Below are 13,316 nucleotides of genomic sequence, written 5' to 3'. Positions count from 1 at the left end.
TTTTCTAAGCCTTATTGGCAAAGTCTAATTTGTTGTCGATATAGTACATCACTGGTGCAGAGATACTCATAATGATCAATTCGCTCAGTGCAGTGGTGCCATAGGTCGGCCAGAAAGGTAAGTCTAATGTAATGTTCAGCATAATGGCGATCATAAACATACTTACTGTAAAGAACAGGATGTTTAAAACCATCAATAGTTTACGGTCTTGGACATACTTGTGCAAAAATGCTGTTGCAGCCAGTGCCAACAAGGTTTGTGCCCCACCGAATACGACATCCAGAATACCGTATCCAAAAAACAGATTGAAGATGATGACTCCACCGAAAACACCCCAGATCAACTTGCGGTTGAAGACAACTAGGTGATTCAAGCTTTCTGATACACGAAACTGGATCGCTCCTGAACTAGGGCCGATCAGACTTAAAACGACATAGAGACCCATAATGATTGCATTGATTGTCAGTGTTTGTACTGAATTGTTTCTTTTTTCCATTTACTTTTCCTTCTTTCTCCGAGTTTTGATGACGCGGGATGGTTGATGAACCGCGAGTCAAAAAGCTGGAGGCTCTTTGACAACAGCTATTATTGTAGAGGGATTTTTCATGAAAGTCAATGAAAAATCTCTTTGTGCCATTTCAAAAGTAGTAACTGTTTTATATAGGTAACATTACTTTTACATCCTACGGCTTCAGGTATACTGTGAATTCGTTTGGAGTAAGTTTCCTTCGCATTGAAATCTGAGTAGCGTGATAAGCAATTCTCTTCTTTATGATTTCTACGAACTTTTCAGGTATACTAAAATCATGAATGAAGCGTCAGTCGTTCAAATTAGAATCGAAAAAGCGAGGATGTCAAATGGAGATACAAACAGTTTCAGTGATCGGAATGGGCGCTTTGGGTGCGATGTTTGCTGCACAAATGCAAAAACACTTATCTTCAGATCAGCTTCGGATAGTTGCGGATAAAGAGAGGATCAAGCGGTATGAAGAAGGTCTTTACGTCAATGGCGAAGTCTGCCACTTTGCGTATTTTACACCTGAGCAAGAGGTGATTCCAGCTGATTTAGTAATCATTGCGGTAAAGCATAGTGGTTTAAAAGCAGCAGTCAAATCGGCAAAAAAACATGTTGGTAAAAAAACGATGGTACTGTCTTTATTGAATGGCATCTTAAGCGAGCAAATGCTGGCAGAGGCTTTTGGTAAAGAAAAAGTCATTTGTTGTGTAGCGCAAGGGATGGATGCCCGACGCAGTCAAAACAGGATCGATTATGAAAATATGGGCTTGCTGAGTTTTGGAGAAGAAAAGCAACCGCCGACGGAACGTGTTAAGACCCTGACTCGCTTTTTTGACAAGGTAGAGATCGCTTATGAAACCCCTGAGAATATGTTGGTCAAAATTTGGAGTAAGTTTATGCTGAATTGTGGTGTCAATCAGGCGGCGATGGTCTTTGACACAAACTATGGTGGTCTGCAGAAAGCAGGATCTGCCCGCGAGGCGATGATCAAGGCGATGAAAGAAGTGCTGCAGTTGGCACAGGCAGAGGGGATTGCTTTGGATGAAACAGAGATCACTTACTGGTTAGACGTCCTGGCAACACTGAGTGCAGAAAGCTTTCCATCAATGAAACAAGATGCCGATGCCAAGCGCTATTCGGAAGTGACATTGTTCTCTGGGACAGTCCTGCGTTTAGCGGAAAAACACGAGATCGAAGTACCTGTCAATTACGCCTTCTATCAAAAAATCAAGGAAATCGAGTCGAAATACGAAGAAGTATAGGAGGGTTTAATGAATCTTCATTTATACTTGCTATTTTATAACATCAGTTTTCTGTAATATATAAAGAAATTTTTCTTGGGCGCATTTTATAATGAACTTAGCCACCCTCTGGGAATAGAACTAGGGGACCAATCCTAAGTTCGAATCCAGCCGTAATGCTCATTTCAAGGCGGGGACGATTGAATGTAGCTTGCAAGTGACCAAAGGCCGTATCTCAGAATGTAAGATCTATGGAGACTTCTTCGGTAGAAAGGAAATCAGTGAAGTCGAAGAAGCACTGATCGGTGTGAAGTTGGTTCGAGAAGAGTTGCTACAGGTATTTGAAAGCTTGGATGTTCCGGTTTATTTTGGCGCAGTATCAGCAGCTGAGCTCACTGACTTACTTTTGAATTAAGCACAAAAAAACTGCCACCATGTTAGGATAAGCTAACGTGGGGCAGTTTTGTCTTTGATCATGCGTTCAGATCTTCGACTTCCACTACTTTGAATTGTTTATTTTCCAGTTGTGCGATGATCTTGTCTCGTAGTTCCGGTGTTGTTTTGGCCGGCAAGGTAATCAGTGTCCGGCGAATGAATTCATCTTTACCGACATCCAGCGTGATACAGCTGGCAATACTACTGTATTTGGAGATGATCTTTGTCATGACCGACAGATCTCCTTGGTTACCAGTTGAAGCGATCGTTAACACGTAACTGCCTTCCTCAATACTCCAAGATTGTGCTAGCATATTCAGCAGCGAGCTGTGGGTCAAGATACCGTAAAAATGATTGTCAGCGTTCAATACAGCGATGTAAGGAAGCTCTTTGATCGTAAAGAAAACATGGAAGAACGAATCATTCACATGGATAAATTTCGTTGCATTTTTTAACAAATGAGTGACAGGTAAAGTCATATCGCCACCATTGGCTTTGTGACGGTAGATATGCATTTTATAAATATTGCCACGGAAAATCTTTTCTGATTCATCGAGGATCGGTACACAGCGGAAACCTGATTCTTCAAGGATCGCCAAGGCTTCTTCTAGAGTGTTGGTTTCTTTGACCGTCGTCAAACTATTTTTTTTATAGACCATTGTTTTTAATAACATGTATATTCCTCCGTTTATGTTATTTTTGTTTCTCTTATCATAACATAAAAAAGGCAAATTGTTTCTCTTAGATAGGCAAACCATTAGAGGAAATTTTGTTTATATCAAAATGCGCATCTTTCGATTGCTTATTCGGAGAAAGGTATGTAGGAGGACTAAATGAATCATGTATTGACTAGCGTACCACGAGGAGTGGTTGGTTCTCTCAAAAATCATCACTTAGTAGTTGAAGGAATTGACAGTGATTGAAAAACATGGTAGTTTTATTTAGTATGAAATCAACAGGGATCTGTTCCAATCAGGAGGCAAAAAAATGGCCGTAAAAAAAGCAGCTTTGGCGTGTTCGGTTTGTGGTTCTCGTAACTACTCAAAATCGATCAGCGAAGGAAAAAAAGGCGAACGTTTAGAAATCAATAAATTTTGTAAATACTGCAATCAATATACACTACATAGAGAAACAAAATAAGGAGGTGTCCCATGAAATTTTTAGCCAGTGTAAGAGATGAAATGAAAAAAGTAACATGGCCAACAGGCAAAAAATTACGTCGTGACGTGGTCATCGTGATTCAAACGTCTCTGATTTTTGCCGTATTGTTTTATATCATGGACACAGGGATCCAATCCTTGTTCAACTGGATTTTAAGATAAGCGAAAATATCAGACTAGCGGAATCCTTTAAAGGATGCTATAATAATCAGTGAGAAAAAAACTTCGGGACTGCTGGGGTTTTTTTATTTTACAAACAGATAGGGAGCCGAAATAAATGGAGTCTTTTGAAAAAAGCTGGTATGTACTGCATACGTATTCAGGTTATGAAAACAGAGTAAAAGCAAATATTGAATCTCGTGCACAAAGTATGGGGATGGGTGACTTTATTCACCGTGTTGTTGTTCCAGAAGAAACTGAGACAGAAGTGAAAAATGGTAAAGAAAAAGAAGTTGTTCATAAAACTTTCCCTGGTTATGTTTTGGTAGAGATGATCATGACAGATGAGTCTTGGTATGTTGTTCGTAATACACCGGGTGTTACAGGCTTTGTAGGCTCTCACGGTGCCGGAAGCAAACCTGCACCATTATTGCAAGAAGAGATCAATTCGATCTTGCGTTCTCTAGGAATGAGTACTCGTACAGTAGAATTGGAAGTAGAAGTCGGCGAAACAGTCAAAATCATCGAAGGGGCTTTCTCTGGTTTGGAAGGTCATGTAACTGAAGTTGATGGAGAAAAAGAAAAACTAAAAGTAAACATCAACATGTTTGGTCGTGAGACAAGTACAGAGCTAGACTTTGAACAAGTGGATAAAATCGATTAATTATAGAAAAAGGGCAGAGTGAATGGTGAACTCTGCTTTTTCTGTTTTCAAAATCAAAAAAAAGAGTGTCAGTGGTATGACAAAAGCAAAAGAAACAATTGTTGAGTTGATCGAAGCAAAAGCAAAAAAATTTACGGATGCGGCAGATGAGATCTGGGCAACACCAGAGACTCGTTTTGCAGTAAAAGAATCGGTCAAGCCTTTTTATCGTATTTTGGAGGAAGAGGGCTTTTCGATCGAGAAGGGTGTTGCCAATATGGAGCATGCCTTTGTAGCGACTTATGGCAGTGGTAAGCCTGTGATCGGTATCTTGGCAGAGTACGATGCCTTGGCTAATTTGAGTCAAGTAGCGGATCTGGGTGAACAAAAAGCATTGCTAGAAGGTGAAAACGGTCAAGGTTGTGGCCACAACCTCTTGGGAACCGGAGCTTTAGCAGGAGCTGTTGGGATCAAAGATTATTTAGCTCAAAGCGATTTAGAAGGCACGATCCAATTGTTTGGTTGTCCGGCAGAAGAAAGTGGTTACGGCAAAGCCTTTATGGATGCTAGTGGTGAATCCGCCAATGTCGTCCAGCCGTCTGCTCGTTTGTATTATTTTATACGGGCACCAAAAATCGAACAGGCCAAAGAAATCTATGATCGGGTCAACAAGGTTGCTCAGGGAGCTGCTCTAATGACAGAAACAGAGTTGGAAATGACCTTTGACTCTGCTTGTTACAATTATATTCCCAATCAGTCAGTGACGACAGCGATGTATGAAAACTTGCAGGCTTTTGGTTTGCTAGGATTGACGGAGGAAGATCAAAGCTATGCACAATGTTACTATGATACCTTGTCGGCTCCAGTAAAATTGAGTTTGACGCAACGGGCAAAAGCTTTTGCTCCAGGAATCGATGAGGCAGAAGCGTAGCGTTTAGCTAGCTTGCCGATTTCAGAACAAACCATGCCACTAGCTTTTTCAGACAAAACAAGCGGTTCTACAGATGTTGGGGATGTCAGCTGGGTCTGTCCAACAGCTCAAGTCATGATTGGCTGTGAACCACAGGGAACCCCCCACATTCATGGCAATAGGTGGCTAATGGAAAATCAGCGATTGCCCACAAAGGTCTGCTATCAGAAGGAAAAGTGATCGCTACCACGGCTTATGATTTATTGACAAATCCTGAACTAATCGAAAAGGCGAAAGCTGAACATAAACAAACGTTAGGGAATCAAATCTATCAATCAGCGATCCCTGCTGATGTTGTACCAAAATAAGTAGAGGGTGACAAAAATGGAACACTTAAAGTATCGCAGTGTCTTTGATATCATCGGGCCAGTCATGGTGGGTCCCAGCAGTTCGCATACTGCTGGAGCTGCACGTATTGGAAAGGTGGTACGTAAGATTTTTGGCGAACAACCGGATACGGTAGATATTTATTTATATGAATCTTTTGCCAAGACTTATCGAGGTCACGGGACTGATATTGCGTTGGTTGGCGGACTGTTGGGGATGGAACCAGATGATCCGCAACTGGCTGATTCATTGAAGATCGCACATGGAAAAGGCATGGAGGTTCTGTTTGTACCTAAACAGGAGAAGGCTGAGCATCCGAACATGATCCAGCTGAAAATCACAAAAGGCGAGCGAAAGTTGACGGTCACTGGCAAATCGATCGGCGGCGGCAATATTCAAATTTCTGAATTGAATGGCTTTAAGCTGTCCCTTTCTTTAGGTGTGCCAACCTTCATCATTGTTCATCAAGATGTACCAGGAATGATCGCCAAGGTGAGCCAACTGCTTTCAGAGGCGGAGGTAAACATTGGCATGATGACTGTGACACGTGAATCCAAAGGGGAAAAAGCGATCATGATCATTGAAGTCGATGAAAGAAATGAAGAGATACTGGAAGCGATCCGTTCATTAAAACAGATCCACAGTGCATCCTATTTTGGTTAAAGGAGTTTTATCATGTTCTATTCAATAGAAGAATTAGTTGAACAAAGTCAGAGCTATCCCTCTGTCGCAGAATTGATGATCGCTACAGAGATTGAATTAACAGGTCGCACCAGAGAGCAAATCATTGAATTGATGGAACGCAATTTGAAGGTGATGGAGAATTCAGTTGCGGAAGGTGTGGAAGGCGTGACCTCCGTGACAGGTTTGACAGGTGGAGATTCACCAAAAATGAATGATTACATCGCAGCGGGTGATTTTTTAAGTGGCGAAACGATTTTGATGGCGGTTAGAAATGCGATTGCTGTCAATGAGGTCAATGCCAAAATGGGCTTGATCTGTGCGACTCCGACAGCCGGAAGCGCAGGAGTGGTGCCAGGAGTACTGATGGCTTGTCGGGAACGACTGGCCATGTCTCGTCAAGAACAGTTGGACTTTCTGTTCACAGCAGGTGCCTTTGGTTTAGTGATGGCAAACAATGCCTCGATCTCCGGTGCAGAAGGAGGCTGTCAGGCAGAAGTAGGTTCTGCGAGCGCAATGGCTTCTGCCGCACTAGTCGCTGTAAAAGGTGGCAGTGCCCATCAGTCTGCCCAAGCTGTCGCGATCACGCTGAAAAATATGATGGGGTTGATTTGTGATCCTGTAGCGGGACTAGTCGAAGTTCCTTGTGTTAAACGCAATGCCTTGGGTTCCTCGCAAGCCTTTATTTCCGCGGATATGGCATTGGCAGGTATTGAAAGTGTAATCCCACCGGATGAAGTGGTTGAAGCGATGTATCAGGTCGGACGACAAATGCCGGCGACATTTCGTGAGACAGCAGAAGGTGGTTTAGCGGTCACCCGGACAGCTAAACGTCTGACGCAAGAGATATTAGAGAAGCAGAAATAAAGCGTTACGAGTTGAATAAACTAATGATGACAGATTTGAAGCTTTGCTATAAGTAAAAACCAGAAAAAATATTCGAACAAGCTAGAATGAGTGTCGCTAAGGCTAGATGGACTTGCGACGAGGATCAGACTTCTACTGTTCGAATATTTTTTTGTTAGCGTAGGTATGCCGTAGTTTCTTTTTTTTGTAGAAGTTTTTCAAGGAAGCTACTTCTTAATAAGTAGTTCTTGTTTGAATAGTTACTTTTTTTCATTCTTATGTTGTATTGTGTGCAGCCTCTTTTATGAGATAAGATAATAGTTAAAAATAGAGCATCATCAATGAAGGAGTTGGATTGTATGATAAAACGAAATTATATTGATGGGAAATGGGTAGCTGCAAAATCTGGAGCAAAAATCTCGATAGAAAATCCAGCAACAGGAGAAATTCTTGCTGAAGTTGCTGATGGAAATCAGGAAGATGCGCAAACGGCGATACAGGCGGCAAAAAAATCTTTCTATGAAACAAGAGAATGGCGAGACAGCAGTGCTCAAGATCGTGCAGATGTGTTGTATCAAATTTGTGCAAAGATCGACGAGAAAAGAGCCGAGCTTGCAAGATTGGATACTTTGGACAATGGTAAGCCACTTCGTGAAGCTGAAGGAGATATCGATGATGCCTATCATTGTTTTCAATATTATGCTGGCTTGATCAAGAAACCTGCGGGTGGAGTCTATGAGGTCAACGATGGTTTTGGAAAAATGCACAGCTATACCTTACATGAACCAGTCGGTGTTTGTGGTCAGATCACTCCTTGGAACTATCCTTTGTTGATGTCGGCTTGGAAATTGGCACCAGCGATAGCAGCCGGTAACAGTGTCGTTTTTAAACCAAGTCCTGAAGCTCCCTTGTCCACGATCGCCCTCTTTGAGATTTTTGACGAAGTAGGAATGCCTCCAGGTTCGGTGAACTTGGTTCTTGGAGGAAGCGATGTGGGACATGAACTAGCAGAAAATATCGATGTGGATATGATCACTTTTACTGGGAGTACAAAAGTCGGTCAAGGGATCATGAAAGCAGCAGCTAGTAATGTTAAAAAAATCGGATTAGAGTTAGGTGGTAAATCACCAAATATTATTTTTTCAGATGCTGATTTTGAAGGAGCTATTGAATGGGCGATGATTGGTATTTTCTTCAATCAAGGAGAGGTTTGCTCTGCAGGTTCTCGAATTATCATTGAAGAGTCTTTGAAGGATAAATTTGTGGAACGCTTAGCAGAACGTGCCAATGCCATGACGATTGGGAATGGCATGGACAATCCGGATATAGGTCCGTTGATTTCCAAACGTCAGATGGATAAAGTGTTATCATATATCAGTAAAGGGAAAGAGGAAGGTGCGAAGCTTGTCTGTGGTGGTGAACGATTGACAGAAGGGGAATACAGTAAGGGTTATTTTGTGAAGCCTACGATTTTTGACGAATGTACAGCTGAGATGGCAATCGTTAGAGAAGAAATTTTTGGTCCGGTCGTTACGATTCAAACTTTTAAAACGGAAGAAGAAGCTGTTGCACTAGCCAATGATAGTATTTATGGTTTAGCTGGGGCGGTCTTTACTTCAGATGGTGCACGTGCTCTGCGTGTGATCAAAGAAATTCGTGCCGGAATCACTTGGATCAATGCTTACAATCCAACATTCAATGAGGCACCTTGGGGCGGATATAAGATGAGTGGTATCGGAAGAGAGCTAGGGACTTACGGATTAGAAGAGTATCAGGAAGTGAAACAGATCAATATCAACTTAGAGCCAGGTACGATTGGTTGGTATGAAAATTAAATCAATTGAAGTTATAGAAAAGCAGCTGTTCATAGGAATAGCTGCTTTTTTAGAATCGTAAAATCACTCTTCTTTTTCTTTGACTGATTTGAATAGTTGAACACGATTGTTAATATTCATTTTTCTATACAAATTAAGAATATGTTTTTTCAAGGTATTGTTTGTGATGCATAAAAGATCGCAGATTTCTTGATTTTCTAAACCATCGATCAACAATCGCAAAACTTTCTCTTCCCTTTTGGTTAGATCATAGTATTCAGCGGTCTGATGCACGGTTCGTTTTTGATCAGCCAGTTTTAATTTTTGGTGATCTTGGAATAAACGAAATTCTAAGTGATCAATCAGACAAGTGAGTATGGTGAGGTCATATTGACTAAAATTAGGTTCTTTTTTATGGCGAAAAAGTGAGAGTACACCCAAGAACTGTTGATGATTCGAAATACTTATATGTAAAGAATGATGAAAGTCATATTTTGCATAAAAGATTTTGTAGTAGGGCGTTTCAATTCTTTGATTATCCGGAAGAATATCGGATTCACGATAAACAATACTTTTCCCCGTAAATAAGAGACCTCTTGAATAATCAAGATTTTGATAATTTTCAATATATTGTGTACAGAATTCAGCAGGAAGGTCATAAGAGATGGGTGAAGACAATTTTGTATGATCTAAAACGTCAGCTAGATAAAAATTTCCTCCAGTAAAAGAAATCAAAAGTGAGATTTTTTGCAGCAATTGTTTTCTCATTTCGTTCGAATTTTCACAACTATAGATGTGATGAATCATATTATTGAGTAAGAGCAAATCATTTTTGGAAATATTTTCCATATACGTATCGCCTCCTATATCATGAATTGTAACATTCATTTTGCTTTTTTTAAAGTTTGTTTTAGTCAAAAATACTTCTTTAGGGTGATTATTTTGCTGTTTTGAGGATTTAAATGGTCAAATTGTTGAATGGAAAGGGAATGAAAACTATTATATACTAATTCACATGTAAGAAAATATAACATTCGAAACAAGGGGGAAGATAAGATGAGACGGAAAAGAAAAATTTATTTCATGATGGCAGGTTTGGGTGCCGCATTGATTGCAGGGTGCGGTAACGATTCGAGTGCAGGCTCTAAAGAAGTGTTAAATGTGATTGGATGGTCTGAATATGTTCCGGACAGTGTCATTTCAGATTTTGAGCAGGAGACAGGTATTACTGTGAATTACACGACCTATTCAGATCCAAATGAAATGTTGGCGAAAGTTCAATCTTCTTCCGAAGGGACGTACGACATGGTGCTTGCTCCTGGGATGTATGTTGAAACCTTCAGAAATCTGGATATGCTGGAAAAATTAGATTTGGATAGTATTTCAAACCTAAGTAATTTAGATGAAATGTCATTGAAGCAATCGTATGATCCCGAAGATGAGTACTCTGTTCCTTATTTAGGAACTGCTATGGGAATTGCCGTAAATTCGAATGAGGTATCGGAAGAATTGCACAGTTATCAAGACTTGCTGGATCCCCAATTCAAAGACTCGATCGTCACGGTAGAGGATGCTAGAGCGATTGTTGGAATTGCATTGATGCAGGCGGGATACGAAATAAATGATACTAGTGATGAAGCTTTAGACGCCGCAAGCGAGTATTTAGCAGCCTTAAAACCAAATATCAAAATTTTTGATGGTACCAGTCCAAAAACCTCTTTGATCAATGGAGAAGTCTCTGTTGGCTTGATCTATGCAGGTGAGATTGCATTGGCAATGGATGCCGATCCAGCAATCAAAATTTATTATCCACAAGAACAAAATTATTTTGCTTTTGATACTTTTATGGAACTTAAAAATTCAGAAAATTCAGAAAACGTAGAGAAGTTTATTGACCATATTTTAGAACCAGAAGTAAGTGCAGAAATTTCACAAGAATTCCCTTACTACAATCCGAACAAAGCAGCCCTTGATCTGTTGCCGGATGAGTACAAACAAAATGAGGCGAAAGTTGTTCCTAGCGATGTATTAGCACGTTCAGAAACTGTTTTGGATATTGGAGACGATACAGAAAAAGTAGATCAAGTCTGGAGTACCTTCAAAAATTAAGCGAATAATGAGGGAAGAAAGGATAAAGAGTATGAAAAAACTAGAGATAACGATCAAACCCGAGGCGTTGGAAAGCGTAAAAACAATTTTATTTGAGAATGGGTGTTCCGGAATGACAGTACTCAGTGGAATGGGCTGTGGAAATCAAAAGGGAGATGCAGAGGAAAGTACCGTGTTTAAAGGTGGTAATTTCAGAATAAATCTATTACCCAAAATCCAAGTTCTTGCTTATGTTTCAGATAAAGTAGTGGAACAAGTGATATTGTCTATCCATGAAAATGTTTCTTCCGGGAATGTTGGAGATGGAAAGGTAGCCATCTTTGCGATGGAAGATATCATGAGGATTCGAACAGGTGAACGAGGAGACAAAGCATTATAGTAGAAAGGGAGACATCAACCTATGGACGAAATCATAAGCTTAAAGCAGATAAACAAAAAATACGATGATTTTGAAATAATCAAAAGCTTAGACATGAGCATACAATCAGGCGAATTTCTGACAATGCTGGGTCCTTCTGGTTGCGGAAAAACGACAACTTTACGAATGATTGCCGGATTTGAGGATCCAACAGAGGGAGAGATCTTTTTGGAAGGTGAGCCTGTCGCCGGTATTCCTCCATATAAACGAAAAGTGAATACCGTTTTCCAAAACTATGCTCTGTTTCCTCATATGACTATTGCTGAAAATATCAGCTTCGGATTAAAAATGAGTAAGCTGCCCAAAAAAGAGATCCAATCTCGCGTAGAAGAAATGTTGAAGCTCGTGCAATTAGAGGGTTATCAAAATCGAAAGCCTGAGCAGCTTTCTGGTGGACAACGACAACGGGTGGCAATTGCCAGAGCCTTGGTCAATCAGCCAAAGGTTCTGCTGTTAGATGAACCACTAAGTGCGCTGGATCTAAAATTAAGAAAGCAAATGCAGGTAGAGCTTAAACGTTTGCAACGAAAATTGGGGATCACTTTTATCTATGTGACTCATGATCAGGAAGAAGCCTTGATGATGAGTGATCGAATAGCCATTATGAACAAAGGGAATTTAGAGCAGCTTGACACACCGAAAGCAGTTTATGAAAAACCGGCTTCTAAGTTTGTTGCTGATTTTATTGGAGAATCCAATATTTTTTATGGAACTGTGGCTGCGATTGATTCAAGTGGTGTTGAAATTAGTGTTGAGGCGGGTCAGGTGACAGTTGCATTTACCGAAGTAGTGAAGAAAGATCAAATCATTTATTTGTCGGTACGACCCGAAAATATCAAACTTTCGACTACACCGGTACCAGGTTTTTCACTAGTGGGGGTCGTTTCTGAACATTATTTCACGGGCAACATGAACAAAACGCTGATTTCCTTATCCAACGGGATGGAGCTGAAGATGAATAGTTTAGCTGAACAAAAGCTTTTAGAGATAGGAACTCAAGTATACGTTTATTGGCAGGCAGATGACGCATTCTTAATGCCTACGGTCAGCCAAAAAGTATTTGAAATCATCGAAAATCCTGATTTTACTTCAGTCAATGAAAAATAGGAGAGAGCTTATGGAAAAAAAAGTTAAAGGAAAGACGAGCAATGTTGCAGTATTAAAGTGGGTCAGTGTCCTTCCCGTTTCTTTTTGGATGTTACTATTTGTCGTCGTACCTTTGTTGTATGTCTTTATGATGAGTTTCATGAACAAAGGGATGTACGGAGGAATATCACTTGGTTTTTCACTAAATAATTTTATACAGGTTTTTCAAATAGATTATTTAAGAATCTATGGCGCTTCAATTTTCATGGCGCTTTTGACAACGGTCATCTGTTTAGCCATTGCTTATCCATTTACATTGTTTATTTCGCAAAAATCAAAGGTTATCCAGACGGTGTTTATGGCATTGGTCGTTTTGCCGTCTGTAGTAAATTCTTTGGTGCGATTATTTGGTTGGGTAACTTTATTACGTAAAACCGGAGTGGTCAATAGCTTTTTGCTGAGATTTGATATCATTCAGAATCCGATCTCTTTTATTTACAATAATCTAGGCGTAGTGATCGGGATGGTGTATCTATTGATTATGTTTATGATCTTACCATTGTATAGTTCGATGGAAAAAATTGATCATTCCTTGATTGAAGCTGCCAGTGATCTTGGGGCAAAAAAAAGTGCTGTTCTATGGGAAATTATTTTTCCTTTGACTGTTCCGGGTATTTTTGCAGGTTGTGTAATGGTCTTTATTCCATCACTGGGCTATTTTTTCGTTTCAGATGTCCTAGGTGGAGGAACTTCTCTTACAATGGGAAATCTGATCAAGAACCAATTTATGGTCGCACAAAATTGGCCATTAGGTGCAGCGATGTCGATCATGCTAATTTTGATCACCTTGCTCGTCTTGTATGTCTATGGAAAAAGAGGCGGAAACATGGAAGATTTAGGAGGTAGATAG

The 13,316-nt window shown here is 40.3% G+C and carries 16 protein-coding genes and 1 pseudogene; 14 read left to right on the top strand and 3 right to left on the bottom strand.

Translation table 11 applies throughout. The features are described from left to right. Positions 1 to 4: 4 nt before the first annotated feature. A complete protein-coding gene (locus ACWODM_RS03140) occupies positions 5 to 496 on the bottom strand; it encodes a QueT transporter family protein (protein WP_455319912.1) in 492 nt (163 codons plus the stop codon). Positions 497 to 858: 362 nt separating this feature from the next. On the opposite strand from ACWODM_RS03140, the gene ACWODM_RS03135 reads away from it, so the two are divergent. Further along, positions 859 to 1,779 (top strand): ketopantoate reductase family protein, encoded by a 921-nt coding sequence (locus ACWODM_RS03135; protein WP_455319911.1) that lies wholly within the window; start codon positions 859 to 861, stop codon positions 1,777 to 1,779. 142 nt (positions 1,780 to 1,921) lie between these two features. Further along, positions 1,922 to 2,173 (top strand): annotated as a pseudogene (locus ACWODM_RS03130) (lipoate protein ligase C-terminal domain-containing protein); the annotation flags it as partial. A gap of 58 nt (positions 2,174 to 2,231) precedes the next feature. Here ACWODM_RS03130 and cbpA read toward each other — a convergent pair. After that, entirely contained in the window at positions 2,232 to 2,867 is a 636-nt protein-coding gene (cbpA, locus tag ACWODM_RS03125; RefSeq protein WP_455319910.1) for a cyclic di-AMP binding protein CbpA, read from the bottom strand. A 313-nt stretch (positions 2,868 to 3,180) separates the two neighbouring features. Between cbpA and rpmG the strand changes: the two genes are divergently transcribed. The 8 genes from rpmG (at position 3,181) to ACWODM_RS03085 (ending at position 8,814) form a co-directional block, all read left to right on the top strand. Beyond that, positions 3,181 to 3,333 (top strand): 50S ribosomal protein L33, encoded by a 153-nt coding sequence (gene rpmG, locus ACWODM_RS03120; RefSeq protein ID WP_455319909.1) that lies wholly within the window; start codon positions 3,181 to 3,183, stop codon positions 3,331 to 3,333. A gap of 11 nt (positions 3,334 to 3,344) precedes the next feature. Beyond that, positions 3,345 to 3,515: a preprotein translocase subunit SecE gene (gene secE, locus ACWODM_RS03115; RefSeq protein WP_455319908.1), complete on the top strand. Its 171-nt coding sequence runs from the start codon at positions 3,345 to 3,347 to the stop codon at positions 3,513 to 3,515. 115 nt (positions 3,516 to 3,630) lie between these two features. After that, positions 3,631 to 4,176 (top strand): transcription termination/antitermination protein NusG, encoded by a 546-nt coding sequence (nusG, locus tag ACWODM_RS03110; protein WP_455319907.1) that lies wholly within the window; start codon positions 3,631 to 3,633, stop codon positions 4,174 to 4,176. A 76-nt stretch (positions 4,177 to 4,252) separates the two neighbouring features. After that, positions 4,253 to 5,086: a hypothetical protein gene (locus ACWODM_RS03105; RefSeq protein ID WP_455319906.1), complete on the top strand. Its 834-nt coding sequence runs from the start codon at positions 4,253 to 4,255 to the stop codon at positions 5,084 to 5,086. 161 nt (positions 5,087 to 5,247) lie between these two features. After that, positions 5,248 to 5,433 carry a hypothetical protein gene (locus ACWODM_RS03100; RefSeq protein ID WP_455319905.1) on the top strand — a complete coding sequence of 62 codons (186 nt, stop codon included), beginning with the start codon at positions 5,248 to 5,250 and terminating at the stop codon, positions 5,431 to 5,433. A 16-nt stretch (positions 5,434 to 5,449) separates the two neighbouring features. Beyond that, positions 5,450 to 6,115, top strand: coding sequence for an L-serine ammonia-lyase, iron-sulfur-dependent subunit beta (sdaAB, locus tag ACWODM_RS03095; RefSeq protein WP_455319904.1), 666 nt, complete (start codon positions 5,450 to 5,452; stop codon positions 6,113 to 6,115). A 12-nt stretch (positions 6,116 to 6,127) separates the two neighbouring features. After that, complete coding sequence (sdaAA, locus tag ACWODM_RS03090) at positions 6,128 to 7,000, top strand: L-serine ammonia-lyase, iron-sulfur-dependent, subunit alpha (RefSeq protein ID WP_455319903.1); 873 nt, start codon at positions 6,128 to 6,130, stop codon at positions 6,998 to 7,000. A gap of 338 nt (positions 7,001 to 7,338) precedes the next feature. Then, on the top strand, positions 7,339 to 8,814 hold the full coding sequence (locus ACWODM_RS03085; RefSeq protein ID WP_455319902.1) for an aldehyde dehydrogenase family protein: 1,476 nt from the start codon (positions 7,339 to 7,341) through the stop codon (positions 8,812 to 8,814). Between the two features lie 63 nt (positions 8,815 to 8,877). Here the strand turns inward: ACWODM_RS03085 and ACWODM_RS03080 are convergent, their stop codons facing one another. Next, a complete protein-coding gene (locus ACWODM_RS03080; protein ID WP_455319901.1) occupies positions 8,878 to 9,642 on the bottom strand; it encodes a LuxR C-terminal-related transcriptional regulator in 765 nt (254 codons plus the stop codon). A 207-nt stretch (positions 9,643 to 9,849) separates the two neighbouring features. Between ACWODM_RS03080 and ACWODM_RS03075 the strand changes: the two genes are divergently transcribed. Genes ACWODM_RS03075 through ACWODM_RS03060 form a run of 4 tightly spaced genes read left to right on the top strand, consistent with a single transcriptional unit; the run spans position 9,850 to position 13,316 of the window. After that, on the top strand, positions 9,850 to 10,902 hold the full coding sequence (locus tag ACWODM_RS03075; protein WP_455319900.1) for an ABC transporter substrate-binding protein: 1,053 nt from the start codon (positions 9,850 to 9,852) through the stop codon (positions 10,900 to 10,902). A 31-nt stretch (positions 10,903 to 10,933) separates the two neighbouring features. Then, positions 10,934 to 11,281, top strand: a complete 348-nt coding sequence (locus tag ACWODM_RS03070; RefSeq protein ID WP_455319899.1) for a P-II family nitrogen regulator — start codon at positions 10,934 to 10,936, stop codon at positions 11,279 to 11,281. Positions 11,282 to 11,302: 21 nt separating this feature from the next. Further along, complete coding sequence (locus ACWODM_RS03065; protein ID WP_455319898.1) at positions 11,303 to 12,427, top strand: ABC transporter ATP-binding protein; 1,125 nt, start codon at positions 11,303 to 11,305, stop codon at positions 12,425 to 12,427. A 10-nt stretch (positions 12,428 to 12,437) separates the two neighbouring features. Further along, complete coding sequence (locus ACWODM_RS03060; RefSeq protein WP_455319897.1) at positions 12,438 to 13,316, top strand: ABC transporter permease; 879 nt, start codon at positions 12,438 to 12,440, stop codon at positions 13,314 to 13,316.

The sequence above is a fragment of the Enterococcus olivae genome, assembly GCF_053760925.1.
Note: the sequence above shows the minus strand (reverse complement) of the source record. Positions and strands in the feature narration are given on the sequence as shown.

What these genes read in the sequence shown, in the direction of transcription:
- ACWODM_RS03140 (WP_455319912.1), bottom strand. Translation starts at nt 496, where the DNA reads ATGGAAAAAAGAAACAATTCAGTACAAACACTGACAATCAATGCAATC.
- ACWODM_RS03135 (WP_455319911.1), top strand. Translation starts at nt 859, where the DNA reads ATGGAGATACAAACAGTTTCAGTGATCGGAATGGGCGCTTTGGGTGCG.
- cbpA (WP_455319910.1), bottom strand. Translation starts at nt 2,867, where the DNA reads ATGTTATTAAAAACAATGGTCTATAAAAAAAATAGTTTGACGACGGTC.
- rpmG (WP_455319909.1), top strand. Translation starts at nt 3,181, where the DNA reads ATGGCCGTAAAAAAAGCAGCTTTGGCGTGTTCGGTTTGTGGTTCTCGT.
- secE (WP_455319908.1), top strand. Translation starts at nt 3,345, where the DNA reads ATGAAATTTTTAGCCAGTGTAAGAGATGAAATGAAAAAAGTAACATGG.
- nusG (WP_455319907.1), top strand. Translation starts at nt 3,631, where the DNA reads ATGGAGTCTTTTGAAAAAAGCTGGTATGTACTGCATACGTATTCAGGT.
- ACWODM_RS03105 (WP_455319906.1), top strand. Translation starts at nt 4,253, where the DNA reads ATGACAAAAGCAAAAGAAACAATTGTTGAGTTGATCGAAGCAAAAGCA.
- sdaAB (WP_455319904.1), top strand. Translation starts at nt 5,450, where the DNA reads ATGGAACACTTAAAGTATCGCAGTGTCTTTGATATCATCGGGCCAGTC.
- sdaAA (WP_455319903.1), top strand. Translation starts at nt 6,128, where the DNA reads ATGTTCTATTCAATAGAAGAATTAGTTGAACAAAGTCAGAGCTATCCC.
- ACWODM_RS03085 (WP_455319902.1), top strand. Translation starts at nt 7,339, where the DNA reads ATGATAAAACGAAATTATATTGATGGGAAATGGGTAGCTGCAAAATCT.
- ACWODM_RS03080 (WP_455319901.1), bottom strand. Translation starts at nt 9,642, where the DNA reads ATGGAAAATATTTCCAAAAATGATTTGCTCTTACTCAATAATATGATT.
- ACWODM_RS03075 (WP_455319900.1), top strand. Translation starts at nt 9,850, where the DNA reads ATGAGACGGAAAAGAAAAATTTATTTCATGATGGCAGGTTTGGGTGCC.
- ACWODM_RS03070 (WP_455319899.1), top strand. Translation starts at nt 10,934, where the DNA reads ATGAAAAAACTAGAGATAACGATCAAACCCGAGGCGTTGGAAAGCGTA.
- ACWODM_RS03065 (WP_455319898.1), top strand. Translation starts at nt 11,303, where the DNA reads ATGGACGAAATCATAAGCTTAAAGCAGATAAACAAAAAATACGATGAT.
- ACWODM_RS03060 (WP_455319897.1), top strand. Translation starts at nt 12,438, where the DNA reads ATGGAAAAAAAAGTTAAAGGAAAGACGAGCAATGTTGCAGTATTAAAG.